Origin of the sequence: Tumidithrix helvetica PCC 7403, from assembly GCF_965232925.1 — a bacterium.
Classification (GTDB): domain Bacteria; phylum Cyanobacteriota; class Cyanobacteriia; order Pseudanabaenales; family Pseudanabaenaceae; genus Tumidithrix; species Tumidithrix helvetica.
This window is the reverse complement of the sequence record NZ_CBDDRA010000003.1, coordinates 217,303-237,084: the sequence shown is the minus strand read 5'-3', so window position 1 is coordinate 237,084 and position 19,782 is coordinate 217,303. Positions and strand designations below refer to the sequence as shown.

Below are 19,782 nucleotides of genomic sequence, written 5' to 3'. Positions count from 1 at the left end.
TCTATTCGCAATTTAACTGGTTATTTTACTCGCGAGGAATTGAGGATGTTGAAATTAGGCTTGAGATCGGATTGGCGATCGCTATTGATATTTTTGATTCATTCGCCATTTCAGGCTTGCGTATAATCTGATAGACCTTTGTAAATTCTTGAGTAAAGACCTATGTCAGAGTGGCGTGAGATTTCTGGGAATGTGACGGCAGCAAAAGGCTACAAAGCCGCAGGTATCACAGCAGGACTAAAACCATCTGGTGCGCCCGATTTGGCACTGATAGTCTCTGATGTGCCTGCGATCGCCGCAGGCGTATTTACAAAATCTTGCGTTCGGGCTGCTTGCGTAGACTTTAATCGCCAAGTTTTGCAGTCAGGTGTAAAAGTAAAAGCTATCCTCGTAAATGCGGGGCAAGCCAATGCCAGCACTGGCGAAGAAGGTTGGCTCAATGCCGTGGAATGTGCCGAACTCGTGCAAAAAGCGTTGGGGATTGAAGAAGGGGTAATGGTTGCCTCCACGGGGGTAATTGGCAAACAGCTACGCATGGACTTAATGCGCCCAGGAATTGTGAAGGTGGCAGAGGCACTCTCGGCAGAGGGGGGAGACAATGCGGCTAAAGCGATCGTGACCACCGATACCGTTACCAAGTCCATTGCTCTCGAAGGTGAGATCTCTGGTCATACGATTCGGATTGGGGGCATCTGTAAAGGTTCGGGCATGATTCACCCCAATATGGCGACGATGCTTGCCTTTGTCACCTGTGATGCGGCGGTTGCGCCAGCACTCTGGCAAGACATGGTAAGCCGTGTGGCGGACAATAGCTTTAACCAAGTCACCGTCGATGGCGATACCAGTACAAACGATATGCTGGTTGCCCTCAACAACGGGCAGTCTGGTGCTCCAGAAATTACGGATGCCGCATCCTCTGAAGCAAAGCAATTGGAGGCGATGTTGACAGAGGTGGGTGTTTATCTCGCCAAAGCGATCGCGCGGGATGGTGAAGGTGCAACCTGTCTGATTGAAGTAACTGTTAGCGGTGCAGCCGATCAAACTGCCGCCAGACAAATTGCCAAAACCATTGTGGGTTCCTCGCTGGTTAAATCAGCCGTGTTTGGTCGCGATCCTAACTGGGGCAGAATTGCCGCCGCCGCAGGGCGATCGGGCGTAAATTTCGATCAGAACAAGCTTAATATTCACCTCGGTGAGTTTGTGATGATGGCAGATGGATCGCCCCAAGACTACGATCGCAACGCCGCCAGTAACTATCTTAAAAATCCTACGGTGCAGATTGCGGTCAGTGTGGGGGATGGGGATGGTGTAGGCACTGCTTGGGGCTGCGATCTGAGCTACGACTACGTCAAGATCAATGCTGAGTACACAACCTAGACCTATTGATGAGCGACTTGCTGAATAGGCAAAGTGTTTTAATTCGCCAAAAACAATAACTTGATTTATGATTAAACTAACTTGTCACCTTTTGGTGACAAGTTAGTTTGTTTAAGAGATTGACTAAAATGTAGTAGTTTCAATCAATCTGTTCCAAAAACAGTGGTTGTGTGCTAATACATTCTCACCTAAGTCAAAGGAGTGTGCTACTTGGATACTCAGATTGAGCGCGAAAACGATAGTCCATCAGAAATTCAACCTGCCAAGCAATCAGAAATTCTCCCTGGTGCCAAAATTACCACCCCTTTCCCCAAAAATAGGAATAAATGGCTAATTCCTCTGATCGTTGTGGGTGCTGCCTCGTTAGGGCTGGGGGCTTGGTATGCGATCGGGTTGCTCGGTAGTAAATCGCAGCCATCAGCGGGTGATACAAAAATCCTAGGAACCAAGACCGCAGAGGCGGATGCAATCATTACTGCTTTAGGCCGTTTAGAACCACAAGGAGAAGTGATTAAAGTTGCCTCGCCATCGGCGTTGGGAACTTCTCGCATTGTGAGGTTGATGGTTAAAGAAGGCGACATGGTGAAGCAAGATGATGTGATTGCCGTTTTAGATAGTTACTTTAAAAACCAGGCAGCTTTGGCGCAAGCCCAGAGTCAGGCTCAAGAAGCAGCAGAAAAATTAGAACAGGTAAAAGCTGGGGCAAAGTCAGGCGACATTCAAGCGCAACAGAGTAATGTTTTGGCAGCAAGGGCAAATGTAGAGCGTGCCAAGGTGGAATTTGACAAAGCTGTGGTTGACTACAAGCGCTATGAGCTTCTCTATAAAGAAGGTGCTGCTTCGGCTTTTACCTTGGATAGCTATGCCATCAAAGTCAGATCTTTAGGCGAACAACTCAATCAAGCGCAGCAACAGTTTATGCAAGCCCAGGGGCAACTTAGCAGTACAGCCGAAGTTCGACCTGTGGATATTCGTGTTGCAGAGGCAGCGTTGCAGTCAGCCATCGTAAAAGTGAAAAGCGCCCAAGTCGATTTAGATCTGTCTCAAGTACGCGCCCCCATTAGCGGACAGGTGCTGAAAGTTCATTCTAAGCTTGGTGAAGTGGTGGGGGCAGATGGTGTGGTAGAGCTAGGCAATACCCAGCAAATGTATGCTGTGGCGGAAGTGTACGAAACTGATATCAATAAAATCAAGATTGGACAAAAAGCCACGATCGCTTCTAACAGCAGAGCCTTTGAGGGTGAAATCTCAGGCACGGTCGATCAGATCGGTTTGCGCATTGCCAAAAATGATGTGCTAGGGACTGACCCTGCGGCTAAGACCGATGTACGCATTATCGAAGTTAAAATTCGCTTGGATGATAGTAAAAAGGTGTCTGGACTGACCAATTCTCAAATTGCTGTCAAGATCAACACGCGATAAATTAAACATAGAGGTGCTTGGTATGTCCGTAGAAATCGCTCTACAGCCAGAATTACAACCTGCCTCAACTTTAGAATGGCAGCCACCATCTCCACCCACAGACTTAATTTTTGATGATGGTGAACCCTTGGAAACAAACCGCCACCGCAATGCAATGAATGTCTTAATTCGATCGCTGCAACAAGCATGGAGCGATCGCCAAGACTATTTTACGGGCGGCAACATGTTTATTTATTTCAGTGATAAACAAGTCTTTAACAAAGACTTTCGCGGACCCGATTTTTTTGCGGTGCTGGACATTGACGGCAGCTACACTCGTGAGGGTTGGGTCGTATGGTTAGAAAATGGACGCTACCCCGATGTCATTGTGGAATTGACGTCGTCTAGCACGGCTGTAATTGACAAAACTGTGAAAAAGGCACTCTACGAACGTACTTTCCGCACGCCAGATTATTTCGTGTACAACCCATTCGATCCTAACTCTTTGGAAGGTTGGCACATTGACTCCAATCAAAAATATCAGCCACTTGTTCCTAACGAGAAAGGCTGGCTATGGAGCGAAACCCTTGGCTTTTGGTTAGGAACTTGGGAAGGTACGGTTGGGCGAGATCCATGTATCTGGCTACGTTTTTACGATCAAGCAGGTAATTTAGTCCTCTTGCCAGAAGAAGCAGCCCAACTCAAAGCTGATGAAGCCGAGCTAAAAGCTAATGAAGCTGAACTAAAAGCTAATGAAGCTGAACTAAAAGCTAATGAGGCAAAACAAAAAGCCGATGAAGCCGAACGAAAAGTCATTGAGGCAAAACGTAGGGCTGAACGTCTAGCTGCCAGACTCTTAGAACTAGGTGAAGATCCTAGCAACTTGTAATTCTTATCGCAAAACCTGAAAGTTATGATCTTTGCTGTTCCCCTTGCTTGGCTGCAACTAACCTACGAGAAAAGCCGCTTACTGGTCGCGATCGCGGGCATAACCTTTGCCGTGGTTCTGATGTTTATGCAGGTCGGTTTCCAAGATGCCCTGTTTACCAGTGCCATTCGTTTGCAGAGCAACTTGGTGGGGGATATCGTTTTGATTAGCCCCCAATCAACCAATCTTGTGGGGATGCGCAATTTTTCACAACGGCGGATGTATCAAGCCTTAAAGTATGAAGGGGTCGAGTCGGTCAACGCGCTTTATATTGGCTTGTCCTCATGGAAAGTCAAAGAAGACCCAGCTGGCAAAACCCGCAACATTCTTGTGTTGGGAGCAAATCCTGCGGCGAATGTATTTAAAATGCCGGGAACAGTGGAGGTTATGAGTCAGGTTCAACAGCAGGATGTGATTTTATTCGATCGCAGCTCGCGCATTGAGTTTGGCCCAATCGTTGCAGAGTGTGGTGTGGATGAGCTAAAGACTCTTTATACGGCTGAGGCGTTTCAGTGCAAAAACATCGTCACAAGAGAGGTCGATAACCGCAAAGTCAAAATAGGTGGACTATTTGAGCTAGGTTCATCCTTTGCGGCTGACGGTGCAATCATTACCAGCGACACCAACTTTCTCAGGATTTTAGAGAAACGCAAAGCAGGGCTAATTAATGTTGCTTTGATAAACCTGAAGCCCAATGTGTCTCCATTCAACACAATCGCAGATATTGTCAAAGGTCTACCAGGTGAAACTGTCGTATTGACAAAAAGAGGGCATCTCAAAGCTGATGGCAAGAGAGTCAAAGAAGTTCCTTCAGATAAAGATAGAGTTTCCATTGATAAAAAGGATTTGACCTTTGATGATATTAAAGAAGCAGCAGATGTGACCGTTGATGATACGCGCATTCTGACCATGGAGGGGTTTAGAAACTTTGAAAAGAGTTACTGGCAAAAGAGTACGGCGATCGGGTTTATTTTCACATTGGGTACGATCATGGGCTTTATCGTAGGCATTGTGATCGTATACCAAATTCTCTATACCGATGTCTCCGATCACATGGCTGAATATGCCACGCTCAAGGCAATGGGCTACAGTAACTTCTATCTTTCTAAGGTGGTGATCCAAGAAGCCTTCGCATTATCTTTTTTGGGCTTTATCCCAGGACTAATCATTTGCTGGCTGCTCTACGACTTAACTAGAAACGCAACCAGACTGCCTCTCTACATGAATAGTGACAACTGGTGGAAAGTCTGGTTTGTTTTAACGCTGACCGTTGTGATGTGTTGTATCTCTGGCTTTATCTCTCTGCGTAAAGTCCATTCTGCTGACCCAGCTGAGATCTTTGGCTAAGGGATTTTCCCTAAATTAAAGTCCCAACGTTGGTTGCGCGGAGCCACAGCCAACGTTGAGCTTATCCGTACAATATCTTCAAAGTCTCTAACCGCTACCTTATATTTTCATGCAATAGGGTGAAGCATCTTTGACTGCTTTAGCCCATTTGAGCCGAACATTCTTGGAGACTTCACCCTATATAATTCGCAACAAAACTTAACATCCAAATTATGAAAATGGATTAAGATAGCTGCACTCAACACAAAAATGCTTAACCCACTGGGAGCAGTGGGCTTTCTTATTTCAAACTGCTTGTATCATTGCACAAAAACGGCTATGATGCCATCTTTTGCTTATTTGCAGTTTTTTGCGACTGGCTAAAATTTGTGCGGAGACTGATGGGATCTCAATCGCAGCATTTCACGGTATTGCTTTTAGAGATATAGCGTCTAGAGAATTGCTTGTAAAAAAATGCAATTACAAAATTAGGCAAAACCGAATTATCGATCATTTTTCTTTCTTCGCTTGAATAGCTGTCCCAACCATTGTGGAAAGCGGGTAATCTTTTGCCATAGCCCAATCAACGATCGCTCGATGCGGGCAACGAGGCGATCGAGCCAATGCACAATTTCCATGATCGGACTATAGGCATATCCCAGAAAGGTAGCATGGGTCTCGATCCAGGCACGCAAGGGTGGGGTGGGCTCTTCTAAATATTCAGCCCAATCGGGCAAATAGTTGGGGTCGTCGAGGACAATTTCTCCCTTACTAGCGTCTGCTTGAACCAAATCCCCATTCTCCTGACTAGAATCAGAAGTCTGAACTAAATCTCCCATACTCGGATCGAAAGCTTGAACTAAATCTCCATCTACTTGTTTGGGGTTTGTGGTCAGCACACTGTTATTACGATCGACGGCAAATAAATCAGAGGGTCTAGCCAGAGCCATAGATTCATACTCAATCGGCACGGGCCAAGGGCCACCTTCATCGCCAAATAAGTCTGCCATGGTTAACCAAGCTTCTTCGCTGCTGGTTTGGAGATTTGCGGAAGATGGGTCAGGTTCTAAGGGGTTAACTCTTTTAGCAAAAAAGTAAGCGATCGCGGCTCGAATTAGATCTCTGATTCTCTCGAGTCGTTCGTTTTTGCCCAGTGCTTGGTTGCTTGTGAGATTGCCATCCGTATCGGTTTGGAAATTAGTTGCCGCAAACGTTTGTTTCCAGATTTCTAGAAATTGTCTATTCGCGGTATCGTTTTTATTGAAAGCATCTTTGCTCGAATGGGAACTGCTAGGATCATTCCGAAAATTAGTTTCTGCCGTATTAGGAGCATCCTGCGGGGACTCGGGATCTTGGACAGAATTTGGAAAGGAATTTTTAGAAGAGTTCTTGTTGAACAGCCCAGTCCGATCTACCCATAGAACTATCTTGACAAAAGGGCGTAATAAAAAAGGAATCCTTTGTGGGGGTAGGAGCTTAGGTTGAAATTCTCCCAGTACTTCACCTTCGATAAAATCAGACTGTTCAGTAGATTCGCCGCTAGCTTGAAGCTCGCTAGGCGAAGAAAACCACAGAGCTAGCTTTTGGAATGGGCGCAATAAAAGCGGAGTTCTTTTGCCGCGTAGAGCTTTTGGCTGTGAGGGTTCCGATTTCTCCTGAGATTCAAGTTTCTCAACCATTTCAGAAAGCTTTTCTAGGCTTGTGGGAGGAGAAATCCACAGAAATATGCTTTGGAATGGGCGCAATATAGGCGGAACCCTTTTACTAGGTAGCGCTTCCTGAGCTTTAGATTGAATGGGGTTATCTGTTTCCTGCGATTCTACTTGTGATGGGGATTGTGAATCGGTGGGAAAATCACTTTGTTTTGTGTATTTAGGCGATCGCGGCTCAGTTTGAGGATTTAATCGAGGATTTGATTGTGAATTTGCCTGAGGGTTTAACTGGGGGTACTTACGCTTTAAAACAGTGCCCAAAATATAAACAGGATATAAAAACACTCTAGCGATTTGTTTGCCGATCTGCTTGCCGATTTGGAAGGGTAGGGCTTTGGCAGCAGGCGATCGCCCTTTAATGGGTGGATTACCGATCCTTTCATTTAATAAATTTTCAATTAAAGTCCTCACGCTGCGCCCTAGCTGCACAGGCAGAGATCGATCGATCCAATTAAATAAGCGACTTTGAAAGCGTGGCATATAAATCTATTTCCTAGGTTTAATTCTGACATGCAATCCCGTCACAATCCAACATGCCGAAGTAAAATAAAAACAGATGAATTAAGCTAAACAAATATGATCCCAACCGTCATTGAACAGTCTGGTCGTGGTGAACGCGCTTTCGACATTTTCTCGCGTCTTCTGCGGGAGCGGATCATTTTTTTGGGTCAGCCCATTGATGATACAGTTTCTAACCTCGTGGTAGCCCAGTTATTGTTTCTGGAAGCAGAAGATCCTGAAAAAGATATCTTTGTCTATATCAATTCCCCAGGTGGCTCAGTCACAGCGGGCATGGCAATCTACGATACGATGCAGCATATTCGCCCTGATGTATCAACCATCTGTGTAGGACTGGCGGCAAGTATGGGGGCATTTCTATTAGTGGGCGGCACGAAGGGCAAGCGTCTCTCATTGCCTCACACCCGCATCATGATTCACCAGCCACTAGGGGGCGCTCAGGGGCAAGCTACCGATATTGAGATTCAAGCTAAAGAAATTCTCTATCATAAGACTCGCCTTAATGAACTGCTTGCCTTCCATACAGGTCAGAATATCGAGCGCATTGCTCAAGATACAGATAGAGACTTTTTTATGTCTGCGGTTGAAGCCCAAGCCTATGGTCTGATCGACCAAGTTGTCACACAGCGTCCTAAAGCCCTTTAGGAATTCTTTCGATCTTCGGAGCGTTACTGCTTTTGACTCGCGTTTGAATGCATAGGGAATTGCTTGTTAAATAGGTAAATTACCCCACCCTAACCCTCCCCCCCTTGCACGCTTCCGCGAAGCGACTTCCCGCAGGGTAAGGGAGGGAACTGGATGTTTAAATTCACGATAATTTTACTATTCCGATTTTCTCAAAAGGTATTGGCTTGCTCAAGCGTACTGATATTCACCAATTTTATACCTGGGGCAGCGCGCTTAATTAAACCTGTGAGTACTTTCCCTGCCCCAACTTCTACCGCTTGTGTATAGCCTTCCGTTGAGAGATACTGGCAGATTTCGCGCCACCGCACGGGTGAGGTCATTTGTTGTTTGAGCCGATCGCGTAAAATTTGCCCTGAAGTAGTGGCATCATTGGGCTCTACATTAGACAGCACAGGTATTTTGGCATCTTGCCATTTAACTTGTAAGAGCAGATCGGCAAACTTATCGGCAGCACCTGCCATCATCGGAGAATGGAATGCCCCACTCACAGCCAGAGGGAGTGCGCGTTTGGGTTTAAGGCGATCGCATGCAATTTGAATAGCCTCTGGTGTGCCTGAAATGACGACTTGATCGGCACTATTGTCATTGGCAAGCACTACCTCATCAATCTCCGCCACGATCGCTTCTAGTTTGCTGCGATCGAAGCCCATCAAAACTCGCATCGCGCCACCACTCACCTCTGCCATCAACAGCGATCGCGCTTTGACCAATTCTAAGCCCGTAACATAGTCCAGTACCCCTGCACAATAGAGGGCGGTATATTCACCTAAACTGTGCCCTGCAACTAGGTCAGGCATTTTGCCTTTGGCTTTGAGAATATCGAGCAAAATCGCAGAAACCACATACAAACAGGGCTGGGTATATTCCGTCTTGGAAAGTTCAGCAATCTCCGCTTGACACTTCTCTGAAACCGACCATCCTAAAATTTGCTCGGCTTGAGCTAGTTTCTCTTGTCCTACTTCGAGTAGGTCTAGCCCCATTCCTACTGCCTGTGAGCCCTGTCCTGGAAATACCCATGCGATCGCCATAAAATTTAAACCACTCTCAAAGAAATTTTAAAAATAGACTGTTCTCAAAACAACAAGCCATCAACTGGTGCTGATGGCTCATCGTCATAAATTCAATTGGTTAATGTTTGAAACGATAACAGCTAACTTACTAGCTTAATATCGAATTGGCATTAAATATCCGACTTAGTAACCAACTGGGGTAGGAGATTTTGCTTTTGTGTCTGTATCGGCTGGGACAGGAGCGGGGGCACGATTAGGTCTTGTGGGTGCGCTCTCAAGAAATATGGAGCGTTCGGGGCTTTCACGCACCAATTCACCTGGTTGGGTTTGAAACTTTTTAATCAGGTCATAGCTGAGCGATGCTTCTGCTGATGTTAATTGACGTTCTTGTCGTTGCAATTGCTCCAGTTTCTTGTGCTGGTTATTCCAAGACTCTTGAGCATAGACCGTCCAACCGTAGATGCCAAAAACACCTACAGTTAACATGACTGTCGATGTAATCGAGAGCTTTTGGATAGCAACTAAAAACTGAAGCCACGCAGGTAAGGGGACTGAAGAACGGCGAGGTAAATTTTTTACATTTCTTTGCGGCGCGGGAGACCGTCGGGTGCTGCGCTGGGAGGGTCGCTCCGCGTATTTATACTGCTCTGAGACTCTGGCTCTACTTGAAGTCATCTTTTTATTTGCAGGCACTCTACTTACACCAAGCTTATATTTAGCATCTTTTACCCTATTCAGAAAGTATTATGCAAGACTTTCTGATTTTTTAAGTTTTTTTCTTGTCGAACAACCTACTAAAAAAACTAGGGACTCGATCGAAAAACTGAGGCAAAGACACTGCACCCAGAACTCGCCCAAGCTACCGTTTTATTCAATAGCCGATCGCTTAATAACTGCCGCACGATCGCCACTTCATCAACCGTGAGAAACTTCGCGAGATAAGTACCATAGGATGGTTTTGCTTTGGTTTTAGAAGACTCGAACCAGCGATCGCGTAAAGCCGCAGAAATTTGCATAGATATGGTAATTTGTTCGACTTCGATTGCCACAGCCAAGCCTGCCTGTTTAAAGATCGATCGCAAGTCGTCCGCATCCCAATTGGTCATGGGGGCATCAGGGCGATCGTAGATCGCTTCCTCGGCTTGCACCCAGCGATCGTAAAAATCGTCAGATAAACCTAGGGTAGGGCGATCGAGCAACTGATATATGCGCTGCGTGTGTTTGGGAATTGGTTCGTAAAGCGCGATCGTGCCATCGGGTTGCAAGAGTTTTACTAACTGCCGCACGCAGGCGAGCTTATCTGGTTCGCGCATCAGCGCGTTGTAGCCGAGAATCCGATCGAAACGAACAGATGCGATCGCAGGGGGGATTTCGATTAAATTTCCCGACATAACGATGGGGCGAGCCAGTTCGGACAATCCTGCTACCTGTTCTTGCAAAGCTATGGCATCGGTTTTTTGATAGGTGAGGGCATAAACGCCACCTTCAGGAACCTGACGTAGGGCTTCCCAAGTTAGCAAACCCGTTGCCGCATTTACATCTAAAACTACATGATGGCGTTGCAGGGACAAACGGGAGAACAAGCGATCGCGAATCGTTCCCAAGCGATCGCCTGCCTGAGAGATCGTGCGTTGCAACCAGCGATCGGTCGCAGAATCCGCTGGGCTAAAGGTTAATACCTCAGGAATTTCCGTTCCCATGCCGCGCACCATTGCCGCCAACTGTGCTTCGCGTCGCCGCACGACCTGTAGGCGAATCGCTGCCTCTGCCCCCTGTTCTGAAGGTTGATAGAAGACCTGTCCCTGTAGGCTGCTGGGCAAATATTGTTGTTCGATCCAATGATCGCGATAGGCATGGGGATAGAGATAGCCCACACCATGACCGAATCCCTTTTTGTCGCGACTGCCATCTTTGAGCGGATTGGGAACATCGGACTGACGTTCGCTTTCCACCGCTGCGATCGCGTCAAAAAGCCCCATAATGCTATTCGATTTGGGGGCATTGACAAGATAGAGGGTTGCCTGTGCCAAATGATAGCGACCTTCGGGCAACCCAATCCGATCGAAGGCTTCAGCGCAGGCATTCACCACCACCACTGCCTGCGGATCGGCAAGCCCAATATCTTCACTTGCTAAAATTAGCAATCGTCGCAAAATAAAACGCGGATCTTCGCCTGCATAGACCATTTTTGCCAGCCAATAGAGCGCTGCATCAGGATCGGAACCGCGCACGCTCTTGATAAAGGCGCTAATCGTATCGAAATGGGCATCTCCTTCCTTGTCATAGAGAACTGCCCGTTTCTGAATGGATTCCTCGGCGACCGCTAACGTAATCAGAATTTCCCCATCTTCAGTTGGAGTCGTCTCCACTGCTAATTCTAAGGCATTCAGCAGCGATCGCGCGTCACCATTCGCTACATTTGCTAAATGGGCGATCGCCTCCTCATCCATCCGCACAGCTAACTTGCCATAGCCCCTTTCGCGATCGCTGAGTGCTTGCGTCAATACCCCACGTAAGTCTTCCTCTGTGAGTGGTCTTAATTGAAACAGTCGCGATCGGCTGACCAGCGCTTTATTCACTTCAAAAAATGGATTCTCTGTCGTTGCGCCAATCAAAATAATCGTGCCATTCTCTACCCAAGGCAAAAGCGCATCCTGTTGGGCTTTATTAAAGCGGTGCACCTCATCGACAAAGAGAATTGTGCGGCGATCGTGATAGCCTCTCTGTGTCTGCGCCCCGTCGATCGCTTCGCGAATATCCTTCACACCCGCCAGCACAGCATTAATCGCAATGAAGTGGGCATTGGTGGTATTGGCAATAATCCGCGCCAAGGTAGTTTTACCCGTCCCTGGTGGTCCATAAAAGATCAGCGAAGATAGGCGATCGGCTTGAATCGCACGACGGAGCAATCGCCCCTGTCCCAAGATATGCTCCTGTCCGATGAATTCCTCAAGGGTGCGCGGACGTAAGCGATCGGCGAGGGGTGCTTCTGCTGCGGTGATTTGCTGTCGGTGGCTCTCGAATAGATCCATCTGAACTAATGGTGTCTTCCTGTCAGCGCTAAAGTCAACAGTCCCAAGAATGACCGTCCTGAATGCATGCAACCTTTATGAATGGCAAGATGGAAAAGAAAACAGTGGCATGATTCGAAAAGAACAAAATTAAATTTAAAATATAAGGGGGTGAAGAGATTTGAACTCTCGACATTCTCCTTGGTAAGGAGACTTATATTAGTATATCCACACAAATCCTAGTCCTGCAAGCCCTTTACCTAGGTATTTTTTGGGTAAACTTGGGTAGGTTATAGCCAAGTTTGGGTAGCAAATGGGTAGACAGAAAGGGACAGTTGCCATTGAATCTGATAGCTGGTTACGGTTGCGATGGCGCGTAGCTGGCAAACGTTATGCCTAGTTCGGCGGCGAGTTGTTCTTGGGTTAAGCCTAGGCGAAACCGTAGTTCGCGGACTAAATTTGCTGATTGGGTTTCATTTGTGGCGAACATGGAAAGAGCGAGGATTATCACAGATATACCCATGTTATCTTGATTTTCGAGAGAATTAAGCTTTCCATTGCTGCCAACATAATGGACAGATTAGTGATGCACCTTGTCATATTGAATGCGGTAACGGACTTTACTAAGTTACTGACACATTTCACAGGGTTTCATCTGATTTCTTAACTTTATGTTTTGCTTTTAATAACTTAACCTTCTCTGGGTCAGCATCCTTACTCCAAACAATTCGATGCCCTTGGAGTTCAGCACAACGATCGCGAAGGGTTTGTTGCCAGCTTTGAAAATGGGTGATTTCCTTCAAGTTGTCCAACAGTCCCCAGTTTTCTTCCTGCTTGGTCAACTTGGCAAACTTCTCGTACTGTGGATAGTCAGGCATCACATAGGTCTCCTTGCAATGCAGCACGGGTGGATCGTCAGAGTTGTGATAGTCGCGATAGCGAACGTGCAAATCTCTCAAGTCGATTTGCATCGAGGCTTGCATCTTGGGGTGTGGAGTGTCATCAAAATCGGGATAAAACAGGTAGGTTATTTTCGGCTTGTGCAGGTGAAATTTGATCAGGGTGGCTCCATCCATTCTGCCAATGGTGCGACTGGCACAGCCTTCATAGAGCCTCAGCATCGTGTCGAGACGATCCAGCGCAGAAACATGAACGTAAAGGGCTTGGCGATCTAATCGTCCGATTTTGCTGTTTTGACAGCAGGTAGCGATAAATCCTGGTCTGCCTAAGTTGAATAACATCAGGTCAGCAGTGGTGCTTGCCCCTTGATAAGAGCCAAATAAAGATTTGACATCGGTTTGATATTGGGTCGAGAGCTGACTGAGTTTGAGCCGTTTGTAGGGATTGTCAAAGTTACTGAGGGCGAGAAACACCAGAATATCTTGACGGCGTTTATCGGCGATCGCATCCCATTCATCTTGATTGGTTGCTTGCACGATGATATTGAAGGCTCGACGCACTGTACCAAATTCAGCCAGCAGGGCATCGAAGTTTCGCAATTCTTCGCCAAGGGGCAGTCTACCTCTTTCCGTGAAGAATTCCATGAGAGGCGACAGCAGCTCTCGGTAATCTTCAAAGCGTTTGGAGGCGACTCTAATTCTGGGCGTTGTGGCACGGGAGTGAAAACGCGATGCTCTAAAACTCTGCGCTTGTGCGTCATCGCGAAACACAAAATAGATACCCAAGGCGACGGGAACAGAATCTACTCCTAAGACGCGATCGATGTAGAGTTTGAGTTCTTCTTGCTCGTAGTATTTTTGGAATGTATTTCGACTGCTGACCACACCATCGCTGTAGGCAATTTGTCCTTGTCCGACATCGCCGATCAGAACCTGTGCGGAGACGATTAGAACCCGTTGTGCTAGTTCCCAAGCTTTAAGCAGTGCTTCGTGTCTTTCTGCTTGGGATTCGATTACGTTGATAATATAGCCAAGATTTACAATATCAGCAGGGGTGCGATCGCTTTGAGGGCGGTAGTATGGATCCCAACCACTACTGGTAAAGCCGCGATCGCGAATCCTCTTAATGTCTTCTCCATGACCGCAGCCGTAGTCAAAAAAGGTTGAGCCTTCAGTTAGTAGCCCTGCTTCTAATACTAGACGAACGGGCTTGGATAAATCTGGTCGATGGATAGCGGCTTTGTGGCGTTCTATTTTGGGCTGAAACTCAGTCTGAGTAATTACTCTATGTCCTTCAACCTTTACATTTAATTCCTGTAGTCTTTGCTGCCAGCCATTGCGGGTACCAATGGTACTTGTGTTTCGGAGTAGAGCGATCGCTTCTTCTTGTCGCGTTAGTTCGGCAAATTCTTGATATTTGGGATAGTTGACTGCAACAAAGGTTTCTTTGCGGTGGAGGATTGGGGGATTATTGGAAGTGCTGTAATCCCTTTGCTGAATTTCACCTAATTGCAAATTAACTTGAATGCTGGTGTGTAAAGCAGGATGGGGATCGTTATCAAAATTTGGATAGAACAGATAAGATATTTTAGGCTGGTCGTAACTGAACTTAATTAGGGTAAAGGTATAAGAGCTTGGTAATAGAATTCTGGCTTGCAGTTCGTATTTCTGTAGTTCAGAATCGAGATTAACCAAGGCAGAAGTATGAACGTAGAGAGCAGCAGGAAGTTTTTTGCCAATTTTACTTTGCTGGCATAGTGAGGCAATTTGTTTTTCAATGTTTTCCTGCTGTGCGATCACTGTCATGAAATATTAAATATGTTATTTGATACCCATATTAAAGAAATGTAAGCGTGAAAAGCATCTAAAATCAGATAGTCAATAGTCTCTGCCTCCATGATCAGCCAACTTGCTCTTGAAAATAACCCACCAAATACAGCCTTGTCACCAATCTTTGCGCGGCATGAGACGTTTCACCCACGTTTTGGCTGGCTCAAGAAAGGGTTTGATGCAGTTTGCTGTAATCCTAATATTTTTTTGGCTGATGATGCTCATATTCAGTTAGGTGTAGGTAAAAATATGGCGAAGTCGATTCGCTATTGGTGTAGAGCCTTCAAGTTGATAGATGATAATGGGATCACCGCTTTTGGAAAGCAGTTGCTTGACGAAGATGGCTTTGATCCCTACCTTGAAGACCCCGCCAGTTTATGGTTACTCCATTGGCAACTACTAAAACCACCTTACTGGGCAACGGCTTGGTATTTCGTTTTCTTTCTGTTCAGGAAAAATGAGTTTAAGGTTGATGAATCGTTGCTTTCAGATTTAAAGATATATTCTGAGCAAACATTTGGTAGCCGTATTGCTGAGTCTTCGCTTAAAAAAGATGCCGCCTGTTTAGTTAGAATGTATCTAAGCCAGAGGGATAAGGATAGTCTTAATGAAGACAACCTAGATTGCCCTTTTGCTGAGTTAGGCTTGATGACTGAGGTTGGCTCTAATTTGGTATTTAACATAGGGCAGAAGCCAAGCTTACCGCCAGAAATAATTGTTGCCTCCTGTTTAGACTTTGCTAACCTTGTCAGCCCTACAACCCAGACAATTTCCTTAAACCGACTTTTATACGAAGTAGGTAGTCCCGGTATGGCTTTCAAAATAACCGCTAGTGTCTTGTGTGATGCGATCGAGCAGGTAGCACGGCAAGAATCAGCTATTTCACTTGCTGAGAGTGCTAATATTCTCCAGATGTCGTTTCGGGAAAACTCAGCCCAATTAAGCCAAAAGTTGATAAGTAGATACTATGACTAAGCCACTCTCAGAATACTTTACTATCAACCGTCGCTTTGCCCGTTCAATCAACTTAGAGCGTGATTTTGACTCCACAGATGCTTTGCAGGGCTATATTCTCACCGATCGCTCCGTTGCGGCATTGGAATATATTCTGATTGATTCAGAGAACTCTGATATAACCCGTGCCACAACTATCACCAGTGTTTATGGAACTGGAAAGTCGGCTTTTGCTAATTTTCTTTGTTCCCTATGTGCGACTGAGGGCAGTCCTGTTCGGGAGATGGCATTAAATATCGCTCAGAAGTCGTTAGATGATTCAGAACTTCAAAAATTGTTGGCTAATCTATCTAAGCAAGGATTTTTGAGGGCGATCGCCACTGCTCAGAGAGAGCCCCTTGCCCACACAATTATTCGGGCATTGGCTTTTGGGGTAAGTAAATCATCGAATGCCACTGGAAAAAGAATTGAGGGTTTTGCAACTCAAATAGCAAATGGGGAAACAGTTGCCAATTTAGATGTTTTAACTCTGCTCAAGGAGGTATTAAAGACTGCTAAAAAACCTGTGATTCTGATTATTGACGAACTAGGAAAAAGTTTAGAATTTGCTGTGCTTCGGCACAGAAATGACGATCTGTATCTGCTTCAACAGATTGCTGAGTTAAAGCTCAATAAATCTCAGGCTTTCTATTTTGTAGGAATGCTGCACCAATCTTTTGCGGATTATGGACATAGCCTTGCTACAGTGCAACGCAATGAATGGTCAAAAATTCAGGGGCGCTTCAAAGACTTCGCTTTTAGCGATTTGCCGAGGCAAATGACTAAATTGATGGGGCAAGCGATCGTATCTTCACTTCCAACAAACGATTCCAAAAAGATAAACACTTGGGCGAAAAACTGGTGTAAACAATTGACTCGGTATGGAGTCAAAGATATTTCAACTGACTTATTGGCATCTACCTATCCTTTACATCCAATCGCTGCCTTGGTATTACCGATTCTCTGTAATAGTTATGCCCAAAACGATCGCTCTTTGTTTACCTTTTTAGCAAGTCCTGAAGCTTACTCTTTCCAAAATTATTTACAGGAAACTGAGTTTAATAAAGATTTCCCCCTTCTGAAGTTAGACCGCATTTATGATTACTTTGTGGAAGCGATTGGGACGGGTTTTGGTTCTCGTCCTCAACTGAATAAATGGGTAGAAATCCATACTTTAATTAGCAGCATGGAGCAGAAAATTTCGACCTCGGAATTAAATTTGCTGAAAACGATTGGCATCTTGAACTTAGTAGATTCTGTCGGTGAGTTCAAGGCTACTCCACAGTTAGTCAGACTAGCTCTAATTGATACGACCATTGATGTTTCTAGGGATGGTGAAGCTGAAATCAAGCTCCTGCTTAACGATTTTCCATACAAAGGATTTATCAATCACCGCAAAGATGAATTAAGACTATGGGAAGGAACGGACTTTAATATTGAAGCCGAATTAATCAGCGCGATCGCGTCCGAAAGAGATTCTCTTGCGGAAATCCTAAGTAGTTCTTTTTCTCTAAAACCTGCGATCGCTCAAAGACATAGCTATCAAACGGGGACAGTTCGTTACTTTGAGTTCAAATATTTAGATAGTTGCACCAACTGGGACAAACTTCAATGTTCTAATCCCAGTTACGATGGCATGATTGCCTATTGGCTTGATTCGGTAGCCCCAACCAACTATCCTAAATTAACTATTGAGGGAAAGCCTTTAGTATTAATTACTACGACTAATCTAGGGGTTCTTAAAGCTGTAGCGGTTGAGTATAAGGCATTACAAAAATTACAATCTCGTTCTGAACTTCTGCATGATAGGGTGGCTAGAGGAGAAGTGAACTTTCGCTTTCATCAAGCCGAATTACGGCTAGGTAGCACTTTTAGAGAAACCTTTAACCTCTTACAATGTGAATGCTGGGTGTTAGGGGAAAAAGTAGAGATCGCCCGTAATCAAGACTTTAATGCACAACTTTCTAAGGCTTGTGATTTAGTTTATAAGAAGAGTCCAGTCCTAAAGAATGAGCTGATAAATAGGCGAGAACTCACTGGGCAGGCTGTTAAAGCCATGCGAACTCTAATTGAGGCTATGCTCAATCATCCTGAACAAGAACGGTTGGGACTAGCAGGTTATGGGCCAGAAACCAGTATTTATGAATCCGTTCTCAACCAAACAGGTATCCACCGTCAAGAGAATGAGGTTTTAGGCTTTTATCCTCCAAAAGAGCAAAGTATTAAATTATTTTGGCTGGCAATCGAGAGCTTTTGCCTATCAGCAGTTCAGAAATCCCTGACCCTGAATAATCTGTATCAGCAACTAGAGGCTCCTCCTTACGGGGTAAAACGGGGCTTAATTCCTATTTTATTAGCATCGGTACTGCTCTATCACAATGATGATGTCAGTATCTATAAAGATGGGGTGTTTATTCCTGTACTGGGTTCTGAACATTTTGAACTATTGGTCAAGCATCCCCAGAGGTTTGCTGTGAGATATTTTGAAATTATCGGTGTACGATCGCAGGTATTCCGAGAGTTAGAGGCAATCTTAACATCACCAAATCCTAAGAAGGTAAATACCAAAATTCGTAATGTGACGATGCTATCTGTGGTTAAACCTTTATTCCAATTTGCTAAGAACCTGCCTGCCTATACTGCCAAAACTAAGCGCATTACTTCAGAAGCACAGGAGGTTGTAAAAGCTCTGGGGAATGCGCAAGAACCCGATGAATTGATTTTCAACTCTCTTCCTGTCGCCTGTGGGATGGAGCCAATTATTAGTGGGGAAAGTGAGGATGGAGCAGTAATTGCAAAAGAGTTCAAGAGTAAGTTAGTAAAGGTATTACATGAAATTCAAACTGCTTACGATTCACTTCTTGCCTACTGCTACGATCTTTTGTATGCTGCTTTTGGCGTGACAAGTAGTAAAGAAGTATTGAGAGAAGACTTACGAGTTAGAGCGAGTTATTTGACCGATGCCTGTCTAGAGCGTACTTTGAGGCGATTTACTTTAGCTGCTGCGGAAAAAAATAGTGAAGATAAAACATGGCTAGAGTCATTGCTGATGATTGTCTCTGATAAGCCTGCTGAGTCTTGGTCAGATAATGATGTCGTTGCCTTTGAATCTAAGCTCGGTGATTTAGCTCGGCGATTTATTAACCTTGAAGCATTGCAAAAAGGGATGGCAGCATCGAAGAATAAAGGCTTTGATGCCCGAAGGATTACTATCGCTCGTCCTGATGGTTATGAAGTTCACCGTTTACTTTGGATTTCTCCTGAAGATAAGGAGCAAATTGCACTAGATGTTGCTGAAATTCTCAAAAAGCCAATGTACCAGAATAATAAAAGACTACAAGAAGGCTTGGTTGCTATATTTGCTGAGACCGCCTTGGACATTCAAGCTTCTGAAGATATTATTCCAATTTCAGCAAAAACAACAAGTCAAAAGCATTCTCAGAGAAGTTCAAAGATCAATTAAGCCTAAGCTAATTTGAATTGCATTATTTACTTTCTCTATTAGTCCTTCAGAGATAATCCCTAACTTTTTTACTAAGCGTTTTCTATCAATCGAGCGGATTTGATTGAGTAGAACAACTGACGGGTGGGTTAGTCCGCCTTCAGGCGGATTGATTAAAACTTCAGTGGGGAATAGTTCGGCATCAAATTGTGATGTGAGAGCAGCAACAATAGTTATCGGGCTATGCTGATTGGAAATATCATTCTGGAGAATAAGTGCTGGTCGAGTCTTTTGAATCTCTGAGCCAACAGTTGGGTCAAAGTTTACTAGGTAAATTTCACCTCTTTTAGGAAATGTTACCTGCTGTTTTGCCATGATTCCTCGTCAACATTAAACCAATCTTGGGTAATGCCTAAGTCTCTTTCTGCCCACCGCACTGCCCCTTGTTTAAGCTTTTGTCTTAGATTTTCCTTTGCAGTAACATTAATATAGTGTTGAACTGCTTGGTCAATAAAATGACTGCGATCGCCTTTTTGGACATTGCGATCTATTAGTTCTAAAGTTTCGGTAGGTAATGTGATATTAATTCGTTGATTCATGGCTGGTAATACACATGCTATATGTGTATGATACTGCTAAAGGCAAAT

At 45.0% G+C, this 19,782-nt stretch carries 15 protein-coding genes and 1 tRNA gene; 7 read left to right on the top strand and 9 right to left on the bottom strand.

Going from position 1 to position 19,782, the window contains the following annotated elements; translation table 11 throughout:
* Window positions 1-162 precede the first annotated feature (162 nt).
* The 4 genes from argJ (at window position 163) to ACP2WE_RS04725 (ending at window position 5,053) form a co-directional block, all read left to right on the top strand.
* Window positions 163-1,377: a bifunctional glutamate N-acetyltransferase/amino-acid acetyltransferase ArgJ gene (gene argJ, locus ACP2WE_RS04740; protein WP_425214436.1), complete on the top strand. Its 1,215-nt coding sequence runs from the start codon at window positions 163-165 to the stop codon at window positions 1,375-1,377.
* A gap of 210 nt (window positions 1,378-1,587) precedes the next feature.
* Complete coding sequence (locus ACP2WE_RS04735; RefSeq protein WP_425214435.1) at window positions 1,588-2,799, top strand: HlyD family efflux transporter periplasmic adaptor subunit; 1,212 nt, start codon at window positions 1,588-1,590, stop codon at window positions 2,797-2,799.
* Between the two features lie 22 nt (window positions 2,800-2,821).
* Entirely contained in the window at window positions 2,822-3,667 is an 846-nt protein-coding gene (locus ACP2WE_RS04730) for a Uma2 family endonuclease (protein WP_425214434.1), read from the top strand.
* Window positions 3,668-3,691: 24 nt separating this feature from the next.
* On the top strand, window positions 3,692-5,053 hold the full coding sequence (locus ACP2WE_RS04725; RefSeq protein WP_425214433.1) for an FtsX-like permease family protein: 1,362 nt from the start codon (window positions 3,692-3,694) through the stop codon (window positions 5,051-5,053).
* Between the two features lie 482 nt (window positions 5,054-5,535).
* Here ACP2WE_RS04725 and ACP2WE_RS04720 read toward each other — a convergent pair whose 3' ends face one another.
* Window positions 5,536-7,224 (bottom strand): hypothetical protein, encoded by a 1,689-nt coding sequence (locus ACP2WE_RS04720; protein ID WP_425214432.1) that lies wholly within the window; start codon window positions 7,222-7,224, stop codon window positions 5,536-5,538.
* Window positions 7,225-7,320: 96 nt separating this feature from the next.
* On the opposite strand from ACP2WE_RS04720, the gene clpP reads away from it, so the two are divergent.
* Window positions 7,321-7,908: an ATP-dependent Clp endopeptidase proteolytic subunit ClpP gene (gene clpP, locus ACP2WE_RS04715; RefSeq protein ID WP_425214431.1), complete on the top strand. Its 588-nt coding sequence runs from the start codon at window positions 7,321-7,323 to the stop codon at window positions 7,906-7,908.
* Window positions 7,909-8,099: 191 nt separating this feature from the next.
* Here clpP and fabD read toward each other — a convergent pair whose 3' ends face one another.
* The 6 genes from fabD to ACP2WE_RS04685 form a co-directional block, all read right to left on the bottom strand.
* Complete coding sequence (fabD, locus tag ACP2WE_RS04710) at window positions 8,100-8,978, bottom strand: ACP S-malonyltransferase (protein ID WP_425214430.1); 879 nt, start codon at window positions 8,976-8,978, stop codon at window positions 8,100-8,102.
* 165 nt (window positions 8,979-9,143) lie between these two features.
* The gene (locus ACP2WE_RS04705) at window positions 9,144-9,635 is read right to left on the bottom strand and encodes a hypothetical protein (protein WP_425214429.1); all 492 of its coding nucleotides are present in this window, start codon (window positions 9,633-9,635) and stop codon (window positions 9,144-9,146) included.
* A gap of 128 nt (window positions 9,636-9,763) precedes the next feature.
* Window positions 9,764-11,992, bottom strand: coding sequence for an AAA family ATPase (locus ACP2WE_RS04700; protein WP_425214428.1), 2,229 nt, complete (start codon window positions 11,990-11,992; stop codon window positions 9,764-9,766).
* A 145-nt stretch (window positions 11,993-12,137) separates the two neighbouring features.
* A tRNA-Leu gene (locus tag ACP2WE_RS04695) sits at window positions 12,138-12,203 on the bottom strand.
* A 126-nt stretch (window positions 12,204-12,329) separates the two neighbouring features.
* Window positions 12,330-12,461 carry a helix-turn-helix domain-containing protein gene (locus tag ACP2WE_RS04690; protein WP_425214427.1) on the bottom strand — a complete coding sequence of 44 codons (132 nt, stop codon included), beginning with the start codon at window positions 12,459-12,461 and terminating at the stop codon, window positions 12,330-12,332.
* A gap of 151 nt (window positions 12,462-12,612) precedes the next feature.
* Window positions 12,613-14,676, bottom strand: a complete 2,064-nt coding sequence (locus ACP2WE_RS04685; protein WP_425214426.1) for a DNA phosphorothioation-associated putative methyltransferase — start codon at window positions 14,674-14,676, stop codon at window positions 12,613-12,615.
* Window positions 14,677-14,766: 90 nt separating this feature from the next.
* Between ACP2WE_RS04685 and ACP2WE_RS04680 the strand changes: the two genes are divergently transcribed.
* Window positions 14,767-15,675, top strand: a complete 909-nt coding sequence (locus ACP2WE_RS04680) for a DUF4007 family protein (RefSeq protein ID WP_425214425.1) — start codon at window positions 14,767-14,769, stop codon at window positions 15,673-15,675.
* Window positions 15,668-19,156, top strand: a complete 3,489-nt coding sequence (locus ACP2WE_RS04675; RefSeq protein ID WP_425214424.1) for a hypothetical protein — start codon at window positions 15,668-15,670, stop codon at window positions 19,154-19,156. Before ACP2WE_RS04680 ends, ACP2WE_RS04675 begins: the two co-directional genes overlap by 8 nt.
* Here ACP2WE_RS04675 and ACP2WE_RS04670 read toward each other — a convergent pair.
* Both ACP2WE_RS04670 and ACP2WE_RS04665 read right to left on the bottom strand, forming a co-directional pair.
* Complete coding sequence (locus ACP2WE_RS04670; protein WP_425214423.1) at window positions 19,142-19,510, bottom strand: type II toxin-antitoxin system PemK/MazF family toxin; 369 nt, start codon at window positions 19,508-19,510, stop codon at window positions 19,142-19,144. The two genes, ACP2WE_RS04675 and ACP2WE_RS04670, sit on opposite strands and share 15 nt — an antisense overlap.
* On the bottom strand, window positions 19,492-19,734 hold the full coding sequence (locus ACP2WE_RS04665) for a ribbon-helix-helix domain-containing protein (RefSeq protein WP_425214422.1): 243 nt from the start codon (window positions 19,732-19,734) through the stop codon (window positions 19,492-19,494). Before ACP2WE_RS04665 ends, ACP2WE_RS04670 begins: the two co-directional genes overlap by 19 nt.
* Between the last annotated feature and the right edge of the window lie 48 nt (window positions 19,735-19,782).